This is a genomic window from Streptomyces sp. NPDC002125 (assembly GCF_053593715.1).
Map to the genome: position 1 here is coordinate 1 of NZ_JBSFDD010000085.1, position 1,849 is coordinate 1,849.

Consider the following 1,849-nt stretch of genomic DNA (forward strand, 5'->3'; position numbering starts at 1 on the left):
AACACAGTGGACGCGAGCAACTGAGGACAAGCCCTCGGCCTATTAGTACCAGTCAGCTCCACCCGTTACCGGGCTTCCACATCTGGCCTATCAACCCAGTCGTCTACTGGGAGCCTTAACCACTCAAGGTGGTGGGAATACTCATCTCGAAGCAGGCTTCCCGCTTAGATGCTTTCAGCGGTTATCCTTTCCGAACGTAGCCAACCAGCCATGCCCTTGGCAGGACAACTGGCACACCAGAGGTTCGTCCGTCCCGGTCCTCTCGTACTAGGGACAGCCCTTCTCAATATTCCTACGCGCACAGCGGATAGGGACCGAACTGTCTCACGACGTTCTAAACCCAGCTCGCGTACCGCTTTAATGGGCGAACAGCCCAACCCTTGGGACCGACTCCAGCCCCAGGATGCGACGAGCCGACATCGAGGTGCCAAACCATCCCGTCGATATGGACTCTTGGGGAAGATCAGCCTGTTATCCCCGGGGTACCTTTTATCCGTTGAGCGACAGCGCTTCCACAAGCCACTGCCGGATCACTAGTCCCGACTTTCGTCCCTGCTCGACCCGTCGGTCTCACAGTCAAGCTCCCTTGTGCACTTACACTCAACACCTGATTGCCAACCAGGCTGAGGGAACCTTTGGGCGCCTCCGTTACTCTTTAGGAGGCAACCGCCCCAGTTAAACTACCCATCAGACACTGTCCCTGATCCGGATCACGGACCCAGGTTAGACATCCAGCACGACCAGAGTGGTATTTCAACGACGACTCCACAACCACTGGCGTGGCCGCTTCAAAGTCTCCCACCTATCCTACACAAGCCGAACCGAACACCAATATCAAACTATAGTAAAGGTCCCGGGGTCTTTCCGTCCTGCTGCGCGAAACGAGCATCTTTACTCGTAGTGCAATTTCACCGGGCCTATGGTTGAGACAGTCGAGAAGTCGTTACGCCATTCGTGCAGGTCGGAACTTACCCGACAAGGAATTTCGCTACCTTAGGATGGTTATAGTTACCACCGCCGTTTACTGGCGCTTAAGTTCTCAGCTTCGCCAACCCGAAAGTCAGCTAACCGGTCCCCTTAACGTTCCAGCACCGGGCAGGCGTCAGTCCGTATACATCGCCTTACGGCTTCGCACGGACCTGTGTTTTTAGTAAACAGTCGCTTCTCGCTGGTCTCTGCGGCCACCCCCAGCTCACCGAGTAAATCGGATCACCAGTGATGGCCCCCCTTCTCCCGAAGTTACGGGGGCATTTTGCCGAGTTCCTTAACCATAGTTCACCCGAACGCCTCGGTATTCTCTACCTGACTACCTGAGTCGGTTTAGGGTACGGGCCGCCATGAAACTCGCTAGAGGCTTTTCTCGACAGCATAGGATCATCCACTTCACCACAATCGGCTCGGCATCAGGTCTCAGACTATATGCACGACGGATTTGCCTACCGTGCGTCCTACACCCTTACCCCGGGACAACCACCGCCCGGGCTGGACTACCTTCCTGCGTCACCCCATCGCTTACCTAGTACAAGTCTGGTTCGTCGGCTCCACCACTACCCTCAACTCCGAAGAGATCGGGCCGGCTTCACGGACTTAGCATCGCCTGATTCAGTATTGGGCGTTTCAAAGCGGGTACCGGAATATCAACCGGTTGTCCATCGACTACGCCTGTCGGCCTCGCCTTAGGTCCCGACTTACCCTGGGCAGATCAGCTTGACCCAGGAACCCTTAGTCAATCGGCGCACACGTTTCTCACGTGTGTATCGCTACTCATGCCTGCATTCTCACTCGTGAACCGTCCACAACTCGCTTCCGCGGCTGCTTCACCCGGCACACGACGCTCCCCTACCCATCC

The 1,849-nt window shown here is 56.2% G+C and carries 1 rRNA gene; it reads right to left on the reverse strand.

Annotated features, from left to right (window positions below):
* Window positions 1-22 precede the first annotated feature (22 nt).
* A 23S ribosomal RNA gene (locus ACWCQM_RS40905) occupies window positions 23-1,849 on the reverse strand; the annotation flags it as partial.